We start from the raw sequence: 18,033 nt of genomic DNA on the forward strand, positions 1-18,033 counted from the left end.
CGGCCGCCCGCGGTCCTGCAGTCGCCGGTCCGCCCGTCTGCGGCTCAGGCGTGCAGGAGCCGACGACGCCAGGACCGACGGCGTGCCGAGACGACGAGCACGGTCACGAACACCATCAGACCGGCGCCGTGCAGGAGCGTGCTCTCGGCCACGCTCGTGACGCCGAGCAGCACGAGCACGGCGGCCGGCCAGACGTAGGCCACGCCGGGGTAGGTCGTCGCGGTGACCCAGGAGCGGGCGAACGCGAGCAGCGCCGCGGCCACCAGCAGCAGCATGCCGGCCAGCCCGACCTGCAGCCAGGCGTCGACGACGACGTCGAGACCCGAGGTGAAGCGGACGCCGGACGGGTCGACGAAGGTGACGTACGGCACGACGGGTTCGCTCGGCCACGACCCGACCCACCCCCAGCCCTGCACCGGGTGCTGCTCGATGAAGTCACGGATCTGCGACCAGAGCGCCAGCCGCGTCGACGTGCCGCCGGCGGCCCCGATCTCGGGCAGGACCCGGTTCCGCGCGACCACCAGGACGGTGCCGATCGCGAGCACGAACACCCCGAGGACCGTGTTGACGACCGGGCGGGACGCCGGCCTCGCATGCCGGAGCGACCACATCGCCAGCGCGGCGACCGTGAGCGCGATCATCGCGAGCCCGGTGATCGGTGACTGCACGAGCATGAGCGTGATGACCGCGAGGGCGGTGGAGCCGATGGCGCGCCAATGCGGGACGGACCGTGTGAGGTACTCGACCACGAAGGTGACGAGCGCCGTGGCGGCGATGAAGCCCATCACGTTGCGCGTCCCGCCGATGCCCTGGATCGGGCCGCCGTACGCGATGTCGCCGTGGATCCCGAACGCGGGGAACGGGACGTCGAGGACCAGGCCGGAGAGGACCTCCAGCGCGAGCGCGACGACGAGCAGGATCCGGAAGGCATCACCGCACGCCCGGATGACCTGCACGAGATCGCGGCCGAGCGCCAGGTAGAGCCCGAGCCCGACGAAGCCGAGCGTCTCGGCGAAGCCACGGAGCGCGACCCAGGAGTACTCGCTCCAGAGCACGCTGAGCCCGCAGTACCCGACGAACGCGAGCAGTGACAGCGGCAGGACGCCGTGCCACTCGATCCGGTAGCGCTGCCCGAGCAGGCTGAGGCCGGCCAGGACGACGAGCGTGACGAGCACGGCCCAGGTGCCGGCGGTCCCCACGAGCACCCGCACGGTCGGCTCGCCGAAGGCGAAGAGGACGATCGCGGTCGCGAGCGCCTGGCTGAACCGTCCGCCGGCCGAGAACCCGATCCAGGCGGACAGGTACCGGCGCGCGAGCACGACTCGCGTCGTCCGGGCATCCGTCATCCGTCCATGATGGCGCACCCCGCTGGGGGCGTCCGACGCCATCCCGGAGCGTCGATATCGCGGATCGTCGGTCTCCGCACTACCGTCGAGGCCGATGGGACACGCGGCGCGGGGCGGGAGGTCGGCACTCGCCGCGGTGTCCGCCGTGGTGCTCGTGGGCGTGCTCGCCGCCGCGAGCGCGTGGTTCCGCCTCGGTCCGGTCGCCCGCGGCACCGTGTGGGCCGAGGACGGCGGACTGTTCCTCCGCGAGCACCTGGCACTCGGGCCGGTGGCGAGCCTGCTCCACCCCTACGCGGGCTACCTGCACCTCGTGCCGCGGCTGGTCGTGGACCTCGCGCTGCTGTTCCCGGTCGCCGACTACGCCCTCGTCGTCTCGGCGACGTCCTGCCTGCTGGCAGGTGCGGTGTGCGCGGCGGTGTTCGTCCTGGCGCGGGACGTCGTGCCGTCGTGGCCGCTCCGGCTCGTGCTCGCCGTGGTCCCGGTGGCCCTGCCGACGGCACCGTGGGAGGTCTCCGGCAACGCGGCGAACCTGCACACCTTCGCGCTGTTCCTCGCGCCGTGGGCACTGGCCCACCGGAGCCGGACCTGGTGGGGTGCCGGAGCCCTCGGCGTCGTCACGGTCCTGGTGCTCGCGACCGAGGCGCAGGCCGTCCTGTTCCTCCCGCTGCTCGTGCTCGCCTGGCTGCCGGCACCCCGCGGCGGCGGCCGCCTCCTGGCGCTGCCCGTGACCGTCGCGGCCGTCGCTGCCGCGACCGCGCAGGTCGTGACGGCCCTCACGACACCGCGCGCCTCCACCCCCGGGCACCCGACCGTGCCCGACGTCGTCGCCGGGTGGCTGTTGCAGACGATCGGCGGCCTCTGGGACGCCGACCTGGGAGCCGTGGCGGGGAAGGTCGTCGACCACGGCTGGTGGGTGCTCGCCGTGCCGTCCGCGCTGGTCCTCGTGGTCGTCCTGCTCGGCAGCGCGGTCGCGCTGCGCACCGGCCGTGGTCGCGCCGCGGTCCTCGCCCTCGCGCTCGCCGTCGCTGCCGCCGTGGTCTGGACGGCGGCCCTCCTCGCGAACCGGTCCGCCGACGGCCGGTGGTCGCAGGTCGCCCCGGCGGCACTCCTCACCGCGACGCCCTCCCGGTACGCGGCCGCGGCCGGGATGCTCCTCACGGCCGCGGTCGTGGTCGCCGCCGCGGTCCTCGTCGACCGGGTGGTCACGCCCGGCGGGAGCGGTCGTCGGGTGGCGGTGCGGGCCTCCCGGCCAGGAGGCGCGGCCCACCTCGTCGGGGCGGCCGTCGGCTGGTGCGTGGTCGCGGTCCTGGTGACGACGTGGGTGGTGAACGCCCCCGGGAGCGCCCAGCGGAGCACCGGCCCGGAGTGGCAGCCGCAGTTCCGGGACGCGGTCGCGACCTGCCGGGCGGACCCGACGGCCGTCCTCGACATCCGCACCCAGCCGTGGGGCGCCGCGGTCCCGTGCACGCTCGTCCTCCGCGACGGCTGACGTCCGGAGGCCTGACCTCGTCAGGGGTTCGCCGCCCACCGGAACGCGCGCTTCGCGATCGGGGTCCGTGGACCGTCGCCGACCGACGGTGGTTCCTCGGTGACCAGGACGATCCGCGACTTGATCGCGAGCAGTGCGAAGAGCACCCAGTTCCCCTGGTAGAGCAGCCGCGACTCGGCGATCGCCTGCACCAGGAGTGCCACGACGACGAGCAGCGGGAACAGCCCGACCGCGTCGAAGGGGCGTGGGGCGAGGTCGGGGCCGAATCCCACGCGGGTGGCACCCGCCCAGGAGCGGCTGAGCGTCGTCACGACGTAGACCGCGAAGAGGACGAGGCCGACGATGCCGGTCTGCATCCAGACGTCGAGCGCGGCGTCGTGCGCCTGCAGGTAGGTCACGCCGTTGCGGGGTGCGAGCTGTGCCAGCAGCGGGATGTCCGGCCACCAGTAGCCGATCCAGCCGAAGCCGAGCACCGGGTGCTGCTCGATGAGCCCCCAGACGGCCGTCCAGATCGTCCCGCGACCCGTCAGGTCCGAGGACCGGCCCAGCACGGCGACCAGCGTGTCCTTCGCGAGGACGGTGCCGACCACCACGACCACCAGGCCGAGCGCGATCGCCCCGTACCGGGGCGCGCGGCGTTCGGTCGGGACCCGGCGCATCCACAGCGCGAGGGCCAGGACCACCAGCACGACCAGGGCGGCCACGAGCACCGTGCTCGAACGGGTCAGAGCGGTCACCAGCACGGCGACGACGAGCCAGCCGATCGCCCGCATCCGGCGCATCCGGCCCTCGGCGAGCTGGACGGCGACGACGATCGCGGCGAGCAGGGCCACCATCGCCAGGAGGTTCGCGTTCCCCGGCAGCCCCTGGATCCGTCCGCCGGTGAAGAGCTCGGCGCGCGAGAAGTAGAACGCGTCCGGGACGTCCCGGTCGCCGTAGTCGGTCCAGATCGGAGCGATCGGGTGCCGGACGACGACGGCGACGACGGCCTCGAAGAGCAGGGACAGCCCGAGGACCCACCGGAACGCCAGGCTCATCGCGTCGAGGATCCGACGCCAGGTCAGGGTCGAGGCGATCGCGAAGGCGACCAGGGCGCACAGCACCTGGGCCACGGTGCTCGCCAGCGTCGCCGGCCGCCAGTGCGACCAGAGCACCGAGACCAGGCACCAGGCGAGGAAGAGCCAGAGCGCCCGGGGCGTGCGGGACAGCGGTGGGCGGGCACGGACCACGACGCTGACGCCCCAGGCGCCCTCGAGCGCCCAGACCGCCGCGGCACCCCACCACGTGATCGTGTTCGGGACGGCGTCGCCGGCGGACAGCGTCAGCAGGACCGTGGCGGCGAGGGCGAAGGCCTCTCGTTCGGGCACGGAGCCGCGCGCCAGTGGCCAGGTGTTCGTCACGGAGGACAGGTTAGTGCCGCTCACCGCCCGAGCGTCCGGAGTGCGTCGGCGAGCGCGCTGCCGAGGGACGGGGCCAGGGTCCGCGCGAACGTGGCGGTGAGGTGCGTCGGGTCACGGTGCACGACGACGCCGCCCACCACGGCCGGGCAGGTCGTGGCGGTGCAGTACCGGTCGGTCAGGTCCACGAGCGCGGCACGGTGGCCGAGCCGTGCCACGGCTTCGGCGGAGCCGTCGAACGCGGCGAGCGCGGCGGCCCGGGGTGAGTCGCAGACGTCGGTCGTGGGGCCGGTCATCCGACCGAGGCAGTCCAGGGTGTCGTTGCCCGCGACCGGGTTGTCGCGGATCGCGATCACCGGCACCCCGGCGTCCGTGGCGTTCCGCCATGCACCGACCAGGCCGTCGACCACGGTGGCGTCGTTCGTCGAGCCGGCCGGCACGATCACGGGGCTCTTCGTCGCCGCGTGCGTGACGACGAGGGCGTCGAGGTCCGGGTGGTCCCGCACCCAGGCGAGCGCCGCCTGCTTCCACCCGTTGCAGCTGGCCGTGTAGGCGTCGGACGGTGCCTGCTGCTCGGCAGTCGTCAGGTAGCAGCCGATGTGCCCGGCGACGTCGATCCGCCAGTTCCGTTCGCGCGCGATCGCCGCGTAGGCACTGATCAGCGCGTTGTTGTGCGAGTCGCCGATCGCCGCGATGTGCTTCGTGTAGCCGGTCGCCGGTCCGAGGCGGCAGACGGCGAGGTCGGGCGTGGTGTTCGACCAGCACGCGGGTCGGTTGGCGTCGTCGGTGCCCGCGGCGGCCGGCGCCGGGACGCGGACGTCCGCCAGTCGCGGGTCGGTGCACGGGTCCGCGGTGCCGACACCGGCGGCGGCGCCGAAGCAGGGGACGTCGCCGGTCTCGAGCGACCGCTGGTAGGCCGCCGCCTGCGTCTGCTGCACCTCGAGCGCGCCGAGTGTGGAGGCCCCGAGGGCGACCACGAGGAGGGTGCTGGCGATGCCCCAGAGTGCCACGCGCCGTGGCCGCAGTGCCGTCACGCGGGCCGAGAACCGCAGGGGTTCCTCGACGAAGCGTGTCGTGAGCGCCGCGAGGGCGATGCTGCCGACGAGGATCGCGACCTTGCTCCGGGTGCCGAGAGGGTGCCCGGTGACGATCGGCAGCAGGACGACGGCCGGCCAGTGCCAGAGGTACACGGCGTACGAGATCCGGCCGAGTGCCGCGACCGGCGCCCACCGACCGAGCACGGTCAGGCCCGACGACCCGCCGAGGAGGACCACGAGGCCCGCGCCGACCACGGGCAGCAGGGCGGCGGTGCCGGGGTAGGGCGTCGTCGGGGAGATCGTCCACAGGGCCGTGACGAGCATGACGACGCCCAGCCAGGCACCGCCGCCGCGCAGCCGGTCGGCTCCGTTCCCCCGTGGCGTCGCCGCGCGGGGGACCGTGCGCAGCGTGGCCGCCAGCCCACCGAGGGCGAACTCCCACGCCCGGGTGGCGGTGGAGAAGTACGCGATGCCCGGCGCGGTGCGGGTCTCGACCACGCACCAGACGAGCGAGAGCACCACGACGGTGCCGAGCAGCAGTCGGGCGGTGTGGACCGGGGACGCGGAGCGTGACCCGCTGCGCGCGTGGCGGCGGACCGCGGCCAGCACCACCAGCAGCACCGGCAACGCGATGTAGAACTGCTCCTCCACGGACAGCGACCAGAAGTGCTGGAACGGCGACGGGTCGTTGTCCGAGGCCAGGTAGTCCACCGCGTCCGAGGCGAGTTGCCAGTTCTGCAGGTACACCGTCGACGCGATGAGCTCACGCCCGTACTGTCCCCACAGGGTGCTCGGCACGAGGACGAGCACGGCCGTGCCGGTGGCGAGCAACGTCAGCGCGGCGCCGGGCAGCAGGCGCTTCGCCCGGCGGGCCCAGAACGCCGCCAGCGCGATCCGTCCCGAGCGGACCTGCTCCCGCAGCAGGTGTCCGGTGATGAGGTACCCGGAGACGACGAAGAAGACGTCGACCCCGACGAACCCGCCCGGCACTCGGTTCGGCCACAAGTGGTAGACGACGACGGCGAGGACCGCGAACGCCCGCAGCCCCTGGATGTCCCAGCGGGTCCGGTCGGCGTGGTCGGAGGCGGGGCGGATCGGCTCGGACATCGCGGAGAGTCTATGTATCGCGGATCGTGCACGTGGTGTGCCGCTCCCGTCCACCGCCGCCGGATACGCTCGACCCATGTTCCTCGGCATCACGAACACCCCGCGCGACTACGCCTGGGGGTCCGTCTCCGCGATCCCCGAACTCCTCGGACGGACCGTCACCGGCGTCCCGCAGGCCGAACTCTGGCTCGGCGCCCACCCCGGCAGCCCGAGCGTCGTGGTCAACCCCGCGATGGTCGGCGGCGCGGACACGGTGCTCGACTGGATCGCCGCCGAGCCGCAGACGGCCCTCGGCGACGACCGCACCGGACTGCCCTTCCTGCTCAAGGTCCTCGCCGCCGCCGCACCGCTCTCGCTGCAGGCGCACCCCACGCCCGAGCAGGCGCGCGAGGGTTTCGACCGCGAGGAAGCGGCCGGCGTCCCGATCGACGACCCCGCCCGCAACTACAAGGACCCGTTCCCGAAGCCCGAACTCGTCGTCGCGCTGAGTGACCGGTTCGAGGCACTCAGCGGGTTCCGTCCGGTCGCCGAGGCGCTCGCCGACGTCGAGACGCTCGACGCCGGGTCCGGCCGACTCGGACCGCTCGTGGTGCACCTGCAGCAGGGACTCGAGGACACCGTGCGTTGGCTCGAGGAGACCGACGACTCCGCCCGTGCCGTGATCGGCGCGGTCGGGCACCTGGCCGAGGAGGCCGTGGCCGCTGCCGTCGCCGCCGGGACCGCCGTCTCGCCGAACACCGCGACCGCCGCCGACCTGGCCCGGACGTACCCGGAGGACCCGGGCGTCGTCGTCTCGCTCCTCATGCACCGCGTGACGCTGACCCGAGGCGAGGCCATGTACCTGCCGGCCGGGAACATCCACGCGTACCTCGACGGCCTGGGCATCGAGCTGATGGCCCCGTCGGACAACGTCCTGCGCGGCGGCCTCACGCCGAAGCACGTCGACGTCCCGGAGCTGCTCCGGGTGCTCGACTTCACGGCGTACCCGGCGCCGCTGCTCGAGCCGGAGCACCTCAGCCCGGCCGTCGACCGCTTCGCGCCCGAGGGTGTCGGTTTCGCACTGGTGCGCGTCACGAGCGACGGGCGGCCGGTCGGGCTCAGCACGGGTGGTACCGCCCCACTGTCGGGTCCGTCCATCGCGATCTGCACCGAGGGCGTCGTCACGCTGGTCGGGACCAACTCGGCGATGCTGCTCCGTCAGGGGGAGTCCTGCTACATCACGCCGGACGAGGGCGACGTGTCGGTCGAGGCCGACGCCGGCAGCGGCCGCACCGCGACGGTCTTCATCGCCACCGGCGCGTAGCGCGTAGCGCGGCGCCGGGACGGGGAGGCGGCGGGGCAGCCGGTCCGCCGTCCCACCGGCCCGTTCCGCTAGCGTGGCGACATGAGTTGGTTGGTCACCGGCGGTGCCGGGTACATCGGGTCCCACGTCGTCCGCGCGCTGGTCGCTGCGGGCATCGACACGGTCGCGTTGGACGACCTCTCGAGCGGCTTCCGCGCCTTCGTGCCGGAGAGCGTCCCGTTCGTCGAGGGCACGATCCTGGACGGCGGACTGCTCGCCCGCACGCTGCGCGAGCACGACGTGACGGGTGTGGTCCACGTCGCGGGCTTCAAGTACGCGGGGGTCTCGGTCGAGCGGCCGCTGCACACCTACGAGCAGAACGTCACCGGCATGGCGACCCTGCTCCGGGCGATGGCGGACGCCGGTGTCGACAAGGTCGTGTTCTCCTCGAGTGCCGCGGTCTACGGCACGCCGGACGTCGACGTGGTCGTGGAGGAGACCCCGAAGGCGCCGGAGTCCCCGTACGGCGAGTCGAAGCTCATCGGCGAGTGGCTGCTCCGCGACATGGAGGTCGCCGCGGGCTTCACGACCACGTCGCTCCGATACTTCAACGTCGTCGGTTCGGGGGAGCCGGACCTCTACGACGCCAGCCCACACAACCTGTTCCCGCTCGTCTTCGACGCCCTGCTGGCCGGCCGGACGCCGCGGATCAACGGGGACGACTACGCCACGCCGGACGGCACCTGCGTCCGTGACTACGTGCACGTCGCCGACCTGGCCCACTCGCACGCGGTCGCTGCACGCAAGCTCGAGGCGGGCGAGCCGCTCGAGCGCGCCTACAACCTCGGCAGCGGTGACGGCGTGAGTGTCCGTCAGATCATGGACGCGATGGCTCGCGGGACCGGGATCCACTTCCGGCCCGAGATCGCGCCGCGTCGCGCCGGGGACCCAGCACGCATCGTCGCCACCGGCGAGGCGGCCGGTCGTGACCTCGAGTGGGCGATGCGACACACGCTCGACGACATGGTGACGAGCGCCTGGGAGGCCCGGCAGCGCGCCGCGTAGACAGCGCACGACCGCCACGCCCCGCCTCCACTTCGGGCGCGGGGCGTCGCTGTCCCCCGAAAGGCCCGCAGACACGCCGCGACACGCCCGAATGGGGGACATGCCACGGCGGAAGCCGGAGGGGCTTCTATGATCCGCGACTTGACTCCGGGTAATCACACCGATGTAATTACACCGACGACATCGTCGTCAGGTTCCCGAACCGAGACGTCAAGGGGTGATCAGGGTGAGCGCATCCGACTTCGAAGCCGGAGTGCCGGACGACTGGCACGTCGACCCCGTCGCGCTCGGTGTCCCGGGCGTCCGCCGGTCGACCGAGGCCGACGAGGAGAACCCGCTCGCGTGGCAGGTGGACTCGCTCTGCGCGCAGACCGACCCGGAGGCGTTCTTCCCGGAGAAGGGCGGCTCCACCCGCGAAGCGAAGAAGATCTGCACCTCGTGCGAGGTCCGGTCGCAGTGCCTCGAGTACGCGCTCGAGAACGACGAGCGGTTCGGCATCTGGGGCGGTCTCTCCGAGCGTGAGCGTCGCAAGCTCCGGAAGCGCGCCTGAGGCTCCCACAGGTTCACGCCGCGCCGTCGTGCGCGGCCGGCACCGTGCCTCCCGGCCCGTAGAGTCGCTCCCGTCATGCAGCCCAGTGCCTCCACGCCCCGCGTCACCGCGATCCTCGTCGCAGCCAACGGGTCGGACCATCTCGACCGCACCCTGAACGCCCTGGCGGCGCAGACCCGCCCGCCGGAGGGGCTCGTGGTGGTCGACGTCGGCTCGACCGACGGGTCGACCTCCGAGCTCTCCTTCGGCGGCAGCGCCCAGCTGTCCCGCATCGCGGCCGGGCGGCCCTTCGGTGAGGCGGTCCGGCACGGCGAGCAGGTCGCCCCCCGCGCCGAGGCCCAGGACGGCGTCGACGAGTGGCTCTGGCTGGTCGGCCACGACAACAGCCCCACGCCCGGCACCCTCGCCGCGCTCCTCGGTGCCGTCGAGATCGCCCCCTCGGTCGCGATCGCCGGCCCGAAACTCGTCAACGTCGACGACCCGGCCCGCATCGCCGCGTTCGGCGAGAGCATGACGCGGATGGGGCGCTCGATCACCCTCGTCCAGGACGAACTCGACCAGGGCCAGCACGACCGGCACACCGACGTGCTCGGTGTCTCCGCGGGTGGCATGCTCGTCCGCCGGTCCGTGTGGAACAGCCTCGGCGGCTTCGACCCCGCGCTGCCGGACGTCGACGCAGCCCTCGACTTCTCCGTGCGTGCCCGCCTCGCCGGCCACCGCGTCGCCGTCGTCCCGGACGCCCGGGCCACCAGCGCCGGTCCGATCGAGGAGTTCGGCCGCGCGAAGGTGTCCGAGCGGCGCCGTGTGCGGATGCACCGCCAGGCGCAGCTGCACCGCCGCCTGACCTACTCGTCCGCCGGTGTCCTCTGGATCCACTGGCTGACCCTCGTGCCGTTCGCCCTCGGACGGGCGATCGGACACCTCGTCGCGAAGCACCCGGCCGCGGTCGGCGGTGAGCTCGCCGCCGCGTTCGCGGTCGCCTTCGGCGGTGGGGTCGGTCGTGCCCGGCGGACCCTCGCGGCGAACCGGAAGCTCGGCTGGGGGGCGATCGAACCGCTCCGGATCAGCTGGCGACGGGTGCACGAACACCGCACGACCTCCCGCGACGTCGAACTCGCGCGCGTCGAGGACGCGCCCATCGCCCGAGCGTCCTTCCTGGCGGACGGCGGCATCTGGGTGGTCCTGGCCGCCGTCGTGCTCAGCGTCGTGACGCTCTTCCCGCTGCTCGGCTCGCCTGCGCTCACCGGCGGGGGACTGCTGCCGCTCAGCACGGACGTCGGCGACCTCTGGCGGAACGTCGGCTACGGCTGGCACTCCCTCGGCACCGGCTCCACCGGCCCGTCCGACCCCTTCGCCGCGGTGCTCGCCGTGCTCGGCTCGATCACGTTCTGGTCGCCGTCGACCTCGATCGTGCTCGTCATGCTCCTGTCCTTCCCGCTCGCCGCCCTCGGCGCGTGGGCCGCGGTGCGCAAGGTGACGACGCGGACCTGGGTGCCGGTCATCGGCGCCGTCCTCTACACGGTCGCACCGGCCCTCGTCGGCGCGGTGACCACCGGCCACCTCGGGGCGGTGATCGCCCACGTGCTGCTGCCCTGGCTGTTCCTGACGCTGGTCGAGGCGCACCGGTCGTGGGCGTCGGCCTCCGGGGCTGCGCTGCTCTTCGCGGTCGTCGCCGCGTCGGCACCGTCGCTCCTGCCGGTGCTCCTGATCGGCTGGCTCGTCGCCCTCGTGGTCGGCTGGCGGCACGCACACCGACGGGTATTCGTGCCGGTGCCGGCCGCCGTGCTCTTCGTCCCGCTCGTGCTCGCGCAGATCGCCCGGGGCAACCCGCTCGCCGTCTTCGCGGACCCGGGAGTCCCCTCCGCCACGCCCGCGCCGAGTGCGCTGCAGCTGGCGATCGGGCAACCGCTGCCGGACTGGAACGGTTGGCTGTCCGCCGTCGCGCCGCTCGGCCTCGGCGACGCCGTGCTGCCGGTCGCGATGGCCGTGCTGGCCCTGCCGGTCGCCGCGAGCGCGATCGGTGCCGTCCTCGGCCACCGCTGGTCCCTGGCGGGCACGGCGCTCGTTGCCGCCCTGCTCGGCTACGCGACCGCGTTCGGGGCGACGCACCTCGCCGTCACCGGCGTCGGCTCCACCACCACGATCGTCTGGCCGGGCAGCGCCCTGTCGGTGTTCGCGCTCGCGATCGTCGTCGCGGCGTGCATCGGCATCGACACCGTCCCCCGGGCGGCCCCGGTCGTCGGGCTCGTCGCCGCGGTCTTCGCGGCCGTCGCGGTGGCTCCCGCCTTCGCCGCCTTCTACCTCGACCGTGCGGCCATCCAGCCGACTTCGGGCCGGGTGCTCAGCGCGTACGTCAACGCCGAGGCGCAGGCGAACCCCGATGTCGGCACGCTCGTCGTCCAGCCGCAGACCGACGGGTCGCTCGCGGTCGCCCTCGAGCGCGGCCAGGGCTCCACGCTCGACGACCAGTGGACCCTCGATGCGACCGCCCTCTCGCTGAGCCGGTCCGGCAGCCGCCTGGCGACCCTCGCCGGCAACCTGGCGAGCCGCAGCGGCTACGACCCCGAGCCGGCGCTCCGTGACCTCGGCATCAGCTTCGTCCTGCTCGACGACGCCCCCGACGACGCCGAGGCCCGCGCGGTCCACGACCGGGCCGCCGGGGCGATCGGACAGGACGCCCGCTTCACGAGCATCGGGGAGACCGCCAGCGGGTCGCTCTTCCACTACGAGGGCGACGTCGACCGGACGAGCACGGGCTCGGCCGCCGCGAAGGCGACCCACGTGCTCTACCTCGTGGTCATCGGCGTGGTCTTCGGCGCGGCCGCACTGCTCGCCGTGCCGACCGCGCCGCGCCGCCGCCGTGCCACGTCGAACGTCCTCGAGGCCGACGAACCCGCCACCACCTTCGACGAGGAGCGCGACGAATGAGCACGAGCACCGCGCGCCGCTGGGCACTCCGCGGCACCGCCACCGTCGTGGCCGTGGTCGTCGCGGCCGGCACGATCGCCGCCGCGCACACCATCGGCACGACCGCGGAACCGGGGCACCCAGCCGGGCGGACCGTCACCCCGGTGCCGGCCGCGGCCGAGCGGGTCTGCGCCGGCAGCGCGCTGCGTCTGTCCGACGACGCCGGCAACGACGCCACCCGCGCGAGCACCATCGGCTCGCCGGAGATCGCCACCGCCACCACCGGTGACCGGGTCGACCGGAGCGAACTCGGCAGCGCGAGCACCGGCAGCAGCGTCCCGACGCTCCTCACCGCCCCGGCGGGCGACACCGCTCCGCAGGTGGCGGGCAGCAGCTCCCAGAGCGTGTCCGACGGCGACGTCGTCGGCGTGGGGGCAGCCTCCTGTGACGACCCGTCGCAGTCGACCTGGCTCGTCGGCGGTTCGACCGAGACCGGTCGCACCAGCCTCGTCACCCTCAGCAACCCGACCGACGTCAACGCGACCGTCGACCTGTCGATCGCCGACACCAGCGGCACCGTCAGCGCACCGGGGACCACCGGCATCGTGGTCGCCCCGAACTCGCAGAAGGTCGTCCCGCTGTCCGGTTTCGTCACCGACCAGGGTTCGACGGTCGTGCACGTCACGTCCTCCGGCGGCCAGATCGTCGCCCACATGCAGGAGACCGTCGTCCGGACGCTCACCCCCGGCGGCTTCGACATCGTCTCAGGCGGCGCGGCCCCGTCACGGACCCAGGTCATCCCCGCGGTCGTGCTCGAGGACGCCGAGGGCGCGCAACGCGGCGAGGACACCGCCGATGCCGCTCCGGTGCTGCGTCTCTACGTCCCCGGCACCGAGGTCGCGCGTGTCACGCTCGGCATCACCACGGCCGACGGCGGCGGGACCACGGTCGACGCCACCGCCGAGCCGGGCGTCGTCACCGACGTGCCGCTCGACGACTTCCCGGACGGCCGCTACTCGTTCACGATCGACTCGTCGGTGCCGATCGTCGCGGGGGCACGCACGACGACCCCGACCGACGACGGGCGGACCGACCTCGGCTGGTTCGCGTCGGCCGAGCCGCTCTCCGCCACCACGGTCACGGCGGTCGCCGCCGGCTCCGGCGCTCGCCTGAACCTCGTCAACCCGACGCGGCAGGACGCGACCGTGACGGTCCGGTCCGGTGACGACGCGCAGGAGGTGCAGGTCACCTCCGGTTCCACCGCCACCGTGACCGTGCCGAGTGCGCAGCAGGTCACGATCAGCGGCGCCGAGGGCCTGGTTGCCGGGGTGACGTACCAGGGGGACGACGGCATCGCCGGGTTCCCGGTGCGCCCGGAGACCGAGGTCTCCAGTCCGGTGCGCGTCTACCCGTAGCGAGCGAGGCCGTCGGGCGCCGACCGGCCCGTCACCAGTGACGGTAGCGGTCCGGTGCCAGGTCCCAGGGGTCCTTGTCGATGAGCTCCGCGACGGCGCGGAACACCGCGGTCTCGACGACGATCCGCCGGTCCACGTCGTCCTTCTCGGGGCTGTGGGTGACCCGCTCGACCGGGATCCGGAAGACGGTCACGCGGCGGGCGTCCCGGTCGATGCGCCACCGGGGGAGTTCGTCGGGCAGGCCGGTGTCGGTCGGCATGTCCGCGACCTGGAACACCACGCCCGTCAGTTCTTCCGGCCACAGTCCGACCAGGTAGTGCGCGGTGTCGCCGACGACGCGGTCGAAGGCCTCGGCCCGGGTGATCACCGGGGCCAGTTCCGGCCCGGTCACGCTCGACCGGTGGCCCCGACCGTGGCGGGAACGACCGCGTGCACGGTCGACCGGGGTGACGATCCTGGGCTTGCGGCGCATCCCGCCATCGTACGCGGCAGGACCCCGCGCGGGCTCCCCGTGGCGCGGCCGGTAGGGTCGAGTCCGGTATGGACGTACGGATCTGCAGCAAGGTCGCCTGTGGCGCGGGCGCCTCGGCGACCCTGACGTACGACTACGCCGACTCGATGGTCGTCGTCGGGCCGCTCTCCGGACGCGTCGAACCGCACGGGTACGACCTCTGCGCCCGGCACGCCGCGACGCTGCGGGTCCCGCAGGGATGGCGCGTGATCCGGCGTGACCCGCCGCCCCGCACACCTGAGCGTCACCCGTCCTGACGGGAGGCGCGCCTCGCTCCCTCCTGCACCGTCAGCCGTCCCCGTGGGTCTGTCCACGGGCGTCACGCGACACCGTCCTGGTCGGCGGTGCGTGGGAGACTGAGCGGCATGCCGACCGACACCCGCGCCGCCGTCCCGTTCCGCGTCGCCGACCTCACGCTCGCCGAGGCCGGCCGCCACCAGATCCGACTCGCCGAGAACGAGATGCCCGGCCTGATGGCGCTCCGGGACGAGTTCCGCGCCGCGCAACCGCTCGCCGGGGCGCGCATCGCCGGCTCGCTGCACATGACCGTGCAGACCGCCGTCCTCATCGAGACGCTGGTCGCCCTCGGCGCGCAGGTCCGCTGGGCCAGCTGCAACATCTTCTCCACGCAGGACGAAGCCGCGGCCGCGGTCGCCGTCGGCCCGACCGGCACGGTCGACGCCCCCGCCGGCGTCCCGGTGTTCGCGTGGAAGGGCGAGACCCTCGACGAGTACTGGTGGTGCACGAACCAGGTCTTCGACTGGAGCGCCGAGGCAGCCGAGGCCGGGGCCGACTCCGAGCCCGTCTCCTGGCGTGGCCCGAACCTGGTCCTCGACGACGGTGGCGACGCGACCATGCTCGTGCACACCGGCGCGGACGCGGAAGCCGCCGGCCGGGTCCCGGACGCCGGCCCCGACGCAAGCGCCGAGTGGGAGATCGTGCTGGCCACGGTCGCGTCCTCGCTCGAGCAGTCCGGCGACCGCTGGACCCGGATCGCCGCGGACATCGAGGGCGTCACCGAGGAGACCACCACCGGCGTCCACCGCCTGTACGAGCTGGCGCGCGCCGGCGGGCTGCGGTTCCCGGCGATCAACGTCAACGACTCGGTCACCAAGTCGAAGTTCGACAACAAGTACGGCATCCGCCACTCGCTGCCGGACGGCCTGAACCGGGCCACCGACGTCCTGATCGGCGGCAAGGTCGCGTTCGTCGTCGGCTACGGCGACGTCGGCAAGGGCGCGGCCGAGGCGCTCCGCGGCCAGGGCGCCCGCGTCATCGTCAGCGAGGTCGACCCGATCTGCGCGCTCCAGGCGGCGATGGACGGGTACCAGGTCGCCCGTCTGCAGGACGTCGCGGCCCAGGTGGACATCGTCGTCACCTGCACCGGCAACCTCGGGGTGGTCGGCGTGGACGACATGCTCGCGCTGAAGCACCTGGCGATCGTGGCGAACGTCGGGCACTTCGACAACGAGATCGACATGACCGGCCTCGAGTCGATGCCCGGCGCCGAGAAGGTCGAGATCAAGCCGCAGGTGCACGAGTGGCGTCTGCCCAACGGCCGCTCGATCCTGGTGCTCAGCGAAGGCCGCCTGATGAACCTCGGCAACGCCACCGGTCACCCGTCCTTCGTGATGAGCAACTCGTTCACGAACCAGGTGCTCGCGCAGATCGAACTGCACACCCGGCTCGAGCAGTACCCGGTCGGCGTCCACGTGCTGCCGAAGCACCTCGACGAGAAGGTCGCCCGGCTGCACCTGGAGGCCCTCGGGGTCCGGCTCACCGAACTCCGGCCGGAGCAGGCGGCGTACATCGGCGTCCCGGTCGAGGGCCCGTACAAGTCGGAGCAGTACCGCTACTGAGCCCTGGTGCCGGGGCAGCGTCCGTCGGGGTCCTCAGCGCGGGAAGCCCGGCGGACGCGCCCCCGCGAGCGTGCTCGCCCGCTCGAGGGTGCGCGCCCGGCCGGTGAACGCCCGCAGGTCACGCGCTCGGCGCAGTGCGACCACCCCGGCCAGGAACTCCTCGGCCGGGACCGGCGGCACCGGCTGCGCGTACTCGGCGACCTCGGCCGCCAGGGAACGCGCCACCTCGGCGCGGAGTCCGGTCTGCACCGAGGCCGCGCCCCGGAAGAACGCTGCGATCCGGTTCTCGAGCCGTTGCGGCAGCCGACGGACGTCCGCGACACCGGCCCACCCGATGAGTGACGGCGGCAGCGTCACGACCGGGTCGACCGTCCGGCGCAGTCGCTCGTGCTGCACGACGGTACCCGCGAGCAGGTCGCCCAGGCGTCGAGGGCGGGAGCCGAACAGTGCGACGACCAGGGCGAGGGAGCCCACCGTGAGCCAGAGTTCCAGCAGTCCGACGAGGGCCCGGGTGAACGCGTGCCGGAACGACACCGCGCCGCCGTCGACCCGGACCACCCGGGTCCCGAGGGCGTACCGACCGACGCTCCGGCCTCGGGTGACGGTCTCGACGGCCGCCGGGACGAGCACGAAGACGACGACCACCACGACGATCTGCGCCGCGGCGGACCAGCCGCTGTCGACCCCGGTCGGCCAGACCCGGGACATGCCGATGAGGAGCATCACGAGGAGCACCACGAGGCACACCGCGTCGAGCAGTGCGGCGGCTCCCCGCAGGACGATGCTCGCCGGCACGACGTCGAGCGCGACGGCCTCACCGACGACGAGCGCGTCATCGGTGTCGTCCAAGGCGCGGACGAAGCGGCGGTCCGCGAGGTCCCGGGGCGTGGCGCGCTTCGGCATGGGATCATTCTGTCGGAACAGGACCACGAGCGGTCGTGGACCCGGAGCGTGGCTCCGACCAGCACGAGGGGGAGCGCATGGACCTGGACGCCTACTCCGAGGTGCATCGCGCTCGGTGGGACGAGCTCGACCGGCTCGCCCGACGCCGCCCCACCTCGGGTGACGACGTCGATCGCATGCTCACCGACTACCGAGCGGCCGCGACGGACCTCGCCCGCATCCGGCAGGTGTCACCGCGCTCCGCGACCGGTGACCGGCTCTCGCTGACCCTCCACCGAGCCCGCCTGCGGTTCACGGGGACGCCGGTCGATCCCGTCACCGCCGTCGTCCGGTTCTTCGCCCTCCAGCTGCCCGCCGCGCTGTACCGGATCCGGTGGGTGACGATCTGGGTCGCGGTCGCCACGATCGTCATCGCCAGCGTCACGGCCGTGTGGATCACGTCGACGCCGGGCGCGGTCGACACGTTCGGGACGGACTCGGCACTCCGGCAGTACGCCACCCAGGACTTCGTCGACTACTACTCCGACCACGGGCTCGGAGCGTTCACCGCGCAGGTGTGGACGAACAACGCCTACATCGCCGCGAGCATGGTGGCGTTCGGCATCACCGGGCTGTTCGTGCCGTACTCGATCGTGCAGAACGCGATGAGCCTCGGTGTCTCGGTGTCGATCATGCACTCGCAGGGTCGGCTCGGGGACTTCTTCCTCTACATCGCCCCGCACGGGCAGCTCGAGCTGTACTCGATCTTCCTGGCGGGTGGGGCGGGGCTGATGATCGCGTGGTCGTGGATCGCCCCGGGGCACCGGACCCGGGCGCAGGCGCTGGCCGAGGATGGTCGAGCGCTCATCACGGTCGCGATCGGCCTCGTGCTCACCCTGCTCATGTCCGGCATCGTCGAGGGGACCGTCACCCGGCAGGACTGGCCGTGGCCGGTGAAGATCGGAATCGGCACGGTGGCGCTCGCACTGGTCCTCGGCTACCAGTGGGGCGTCGGCGGTCGAGCACACCGGGCGGGGGAGCGTGGCGACGTCGACGAGTTCGACCGGGGAGCCAGCGAGATCGTCGCCGGCTGACCCGGCGTGACCACCCGGGTGTCACAGCGTCGGGGTGTCGCAGCGTCCCGGTGTCGCAGCCTCTCGGTGTCGCAACGTCCCGGACGGGCCGG

14 protein-coding genes are annotated in these 18,033 nt (G+C 73.3%); 9 read left to right on the forward strand and 5 right to left on the reverse strand.

Features of this window, described 5'->3' with window-relative positions; genetic code table 11:
- Positions 1–44: 44 nt before the first annotated feature.
- Positions 45–1,346, reverse strand: a complete 1,302-nt coding sequence (locus DEJ31_RS10720; protein WP_111044305.1) for an O-antigen ligase family protein — start codon at positions 1,344–1,346, stop codon at positions 45–47.
- Positions 1,347–1,440: 94 nt separating this feature from the next.
- On the opposite strand from DEJ31_RS10720, the gene DEJ31_RS10725 reads away from it, so the two are divergent.
- The gene (locus tag DEJ31_RS10725; RefSeq protein ID WP_111044304.1) at positions 1,441–2,835 is read left to right on the forward strand and encodes a hypothetical protein; all 1,395 of its coding nucleotides are present in this window, start codon (positions 1,441–1,443) and stop codon (positions 2,833–2,835) included.
- Between the two features lie 20 nt (positions 2,836–2,855).
- On the opposite strand, the gene DEJ31_RS10730 is transcribed toward DEJ31_RS10725, so the two are convergent.
- On the reverse strand, positions 2,856–4,259 hold the full coding sequence (locus DEJ31_RS10730; RefSeq protein WP_146240632.1) for an O-antigen ligase: 1,404 nt from the start codon (positions 4,257–4,259) through the stop codon (positions 2,856–2,858).
- Positions 4,256–6,376, reverse strand: a complete 2,121-nt coding sequence (locus tag DEJ31_RS10735) for an acyltransferase family protein (RefSeq protein ID WP_181427371.1) — start codon at positions 6,374–6,376, stop codon at positions 4,256–4,258. Before DEJ31_RS10735 ends, DEJ31_RS10730 begins: the two co-directional genes overlap by 4 nt.
- 76 nt (positions 6,377–6,452) lie before the next feature.
- On the opposite strand from DEJ31_RS10735, the gene manA reads away from it, so the two are divergent.
- From manA to DEJ31_RS10760, 5 genes are all read left to right on the forward strand, one after another.
- Positions 6,453–7,679 carry a mannose-6-phosphate isomerase, class I gene (manA, locus tag DEJ31_RS10740; RefSeq protein ID WP_110904737.1) on the forward strand — a complete coding sequence of 409 codons (1,227 nt, stop codon included), beginning with the start codon at positions 6,453–6,455 and terminating at the stop codon, positions 7,677–7,679.
- Between the two features lie 81 nt (positions 7,680–7,760).
- Entirely contained in the window at positions 7,761–8,723 is a 963-nt protein-coding gene (gene galE / locus DEJ31_RS10745) for a UDP-glucose 4-epimerase GalE (protein ID WP_110904724.1), read from the forward strand.
- Positions 8,724–8,940: 217 nt separating this feature from the next.
- Positions 8,941–9,273: a WhiB family transcriptional regulator gene (locus DEJ31_RS10750; RefSeq protein WP_375334548.1), complete on the forward strand. Its 333-nt coding sequence runs from the start codon at positions 8,941–8,943 to the stop codon at positions 9,271–9,273.
- Positions 9,274–9,348: 75 nt separating this feature from the next.
- Positions 9,349–12,201: a glycosyltransferase family 2 protein gene (locus DEJ31_RS10755; RefSeq protein ID WP_111121826.1), complete on the forward strand. Its 2,853-nt coding sequence runs from the start codon at positions 9,349–9,351 to the stop codon at positions 12,199–12,201.
- On the forward strand, positions 12,198–13,595 hold the full coding sequence (locus DEJ31_RS10760; protein ID WP_111079184.1) for a DUF5719 family protein: 1,398 nt from the start codon (positions 12,198–12,200) through the stop codon (positions 13,593–13,595). The genes DEJ31_RS10755 and DEJ31_RS10760 overlap by 4 nt, the downstream gene beginning before the upstream one ends.
- A 31-nt stretch (positions 13,596–13,626) precedes the next feature.
- Here the strand turns inward: DEJ31_RS10760 and DEJ31_RS10765 are convergent, their stop codons facing one another.
- A complete protein-coding gene (locus DEJ31_RS10765; RefSeq protein WP_110904720.1) occupies positions 13,627–14,067 on the reverse strand; it encodes a metallopeptidase family protein in 441 nt (146 codons plus the stop codon).
- A 68-nt stretch (positions 14,068–14,135) separates the two neighbouring features.
- Between DEJ31_RS10765 and DEJ31_RS10770 the strand changes: the two genes are divergently transcribed.
- Together DEJ31_RS10770 and ahcY are read left to right on the forward strand one after the other, a co-directional pair.
- A complete protein-coding gene (locus DEJ31_RS10770) occupies positions 14,136–14,363 on the forward strand; it encodes a DUF3499 family protein (protein ID WP_110904719.1) in 228 nt (75 codons plus the stop codon).
- 108 nt (positions 14,364–14,471) lie between these two features.
- A complete protein-coding gene (ahcY, locus tag DEJ31_RS10775) occupies positions 14,472–15,965 on the forward strand; it encodes an adenosylhomocysteinase (protein WP_111044300.1) in 1,494 nt (497 codons plus the stop codon).
- A 33-nt stretch (positions 15,966–15,998) separates the two neighbouring features.
- Here ahcY and DEJ31_RS10780 read toward each other — a convergent pair whose 3' ends face one another.
- Positions 15,999–16,868 carry an RDD family protein gene (locus DEJ31_RS10780; protein WP_111121827.1) on the reverse strand — a complete coding sequence of 290 codons (870 nt, stop codon included), beginning with the start codon at positions 16,866–16,868 and terminating at the stop codon, positions 15,999–16,001.
- A 35-nt stretch (positions 16,869–16,903) separates the two neighbouring features.
- Between DEJ31_RS10780 and DEJ31_RS10785 the strand changes: the two genes are divergently transcribed.
- Positions 16,904–17,941 carry a stage II sporulation protein M gene (locus tag DEJ31_RS10785; RefSeq protein ID WP_375537622.1) on the forward strand — a complete coding sequence of 346 codons (1,038 nt, stop codon included), beginning with the start codon at positions 16,904–16,906 and terminating at the stop codon, positions 17,939–17,941.
- Positions 17,942–18,033 lie beyond the last annotated feature (92 nt).

This window comes from Curtobacterium sp. MCPF17_031 (assembly GCF_003234035.1).
Classification (GTDB): domain Bacteria; phylum Actinomycetota; class Actinomycetes; order Actinomycetales; family Microbacteriaceae; genus Curtobacterium.